The 1896-nt window shown below is 75.3% G+C and carries 1 protein-coding gene; it reads right to left on the bottom strand.

The features are described 5' to 3' along the window. Positions 1–83: 83 nt before the first annotated feature. Positions 84–1896: non-ribosomal peptide synthetase (locus tag QH283_RS06195; protein WP_280502055.1), on the bottom strand; the 1813-nt coding region annotated here is incomplete at its 5' end.

The following is a 1896-nucleotide window of genomic DNA, read 5'->3' as shown; positions in this document are numbered from 1 at the left end:
CGTGGTTTCTTCCCTTGTATGGGGGGGGGCCCCTGTTTATCCCGCGCTCGGGGGGGGGCCCTGGGGCCCTGGGCGCGGGGGCGTTATGGGCGGGCGCCGGGCGCGCCTAAGGGGTGGGCGACGAAGCGGTCGGCGGACAGGTCGGGGCGGCCGAGGTAGCCGCGGGCCAGCTGGGCGCCGGCGAGATACAGCTCGCCGGGGACACCGACCGGCACCGGGCGCAACCGGGCGTCGAGCACGTAGACGCGGGTGTTCCAGACCGGGCGGCCGAGGGGGACGGTGTGCACGTCGGCGTCGGTGACCTCGTGCGCGGTCACCTCGACGGCGGCCTCGGTGGGGCCGTAGAGGTTGTGCACGCGCACGCCGGTGAGCTCGCGCAGGCGGCGGGCGGTGGCGGCGGGCAGGGCCTCGCCGGAGCAGAACACGTGGCGCAGGCCGGCGCCCGCGTCCTGCGCCGCCTCGGCCAGGAAGACCGCCAGCATGGACGGCACGAAGTGGGTGACGGTGACGCCCTCGGCGGCGATCAGTTCGGCGATCTGCCTCGGGTCGCGGTGCGCGTCGGGGGCGGCGAGCACCATGCGCGCGCCGACCTGCAACGGCCAGAAGAACTCCGGCACCGACACGTCGAAGGTGACCGGGGTCTTCTGCAACAGCACGTCGCCCGGGCCGAGCGCCACGTGGGCGGACTGCATCCAGCACAGCCGGTTCACCACGGCGGCGTGCTCGACGGCCACGCCCTTGGGCCGGCCGGTGGAGCCGGAGGTGAACAGCACGTAGGCGGTGTGACGCGGGCGCAGCGGGGCGCGGCGGTCGGCGTCGGTGACCGGGGCCGCCGACCGGGCGCTCAAGTCGAGGCGGTCGACGCGGATGCGCGGGGTGCGTTCGTCCGGGCCGGGCAGGTCCTCGCCGGAGGTGAGGATCGCCAGCGGACGGGCGGTGTCGAGGACGTGGCCGGTGCGCTCGGCGGGGTGGTCCGGGTCGAGCGGGACATAGGCGCCGCCGGCGACGACGACGGCGTACATGGCGGTCACCAGGTCCAGCGAGCGGCGCATGCCGAGGGCGACCGTGGTCTCCGGGCCGACGCCGCGATGGATCAGCTCGCGCGCCAGGCGGTTCACGCGGTCGGCGAACTCGCCGTAGGTCAGGGTCGTGTCCGCGAAGGTGACGGCAGGCAGGCCGGGGGTGCGGGCGGCCTGGCGCTGGAACAGCGAGACGAGCGTGTCGGTGGCGGGCAGCGGGTGCGCGGTGTCGTTCCACTCGCGCAGCACCCGCGCGCGTTCGGTGTCGTCGAGCAGCTCCACCTCGCCGACGCGGGTGCCGGGGGCGGAGGCGGCGGCGGCGAGGACGCGGGTGAGGCGGGTGGCGGCCGAGGCGGCGGTGCCGTGGTCGAACAGGTCGGTGGCGTAGCGCAGGCTGCCCGAGAGGCCGCCCGCGCCGTCGTCGTGCAGGACCAGGTGCAGGTCGAACTTGGCGCCGTCGTCGGGGACCGGGACGGGACGCACGGTCAGGCCGGGCAGGGTGAGCGCCTCGTGGGCCTCCTGTCCCGGCGTGTAGCTGAGCATGACCTGGAACAGCGGGTGCGCGCCGCCGCTGCGGTCGGTGACCAGCTCGTCGACGATGCGCTCGAAGGGCAGCTCGGTGTGGGCGAAGGCGGCCAGATCGGCCTCGCGCACCGCGGCGACCAGCTCGGCCAGCGAGGCGTCGGCGTCGACGGCGGTGCGCAGCACCACGGTGTTGACGAACATGCCGACCAGGTCGTCGAGTTCGCGATGGCCGCGGCCGCCCACCGGGGAGCCGATGGCGATGTCGTCGCCCCCGCCCAAGCCGGCGAAAGTGGGGGCGCAGGCGGCCGGCACCACCCATAAAAAGGTGGCGCCCCCTCGCCCGGCCAGCAAC

Source organism: Nocardia farcinica (assembly GCF_029867845.1).
Taxonomy (GTDB): Bacteria; Actinomycetota; Actinomycetes; order Mycobacteriales; family Mycobacteriaceae; genus Nocardia; species Nocardia farcinica_A.
The sequence above is the reverse complement of the archived record's forward strand: the minus strand, read 5'-3'. Positions and strand labels throughout refer to the sequence as shown.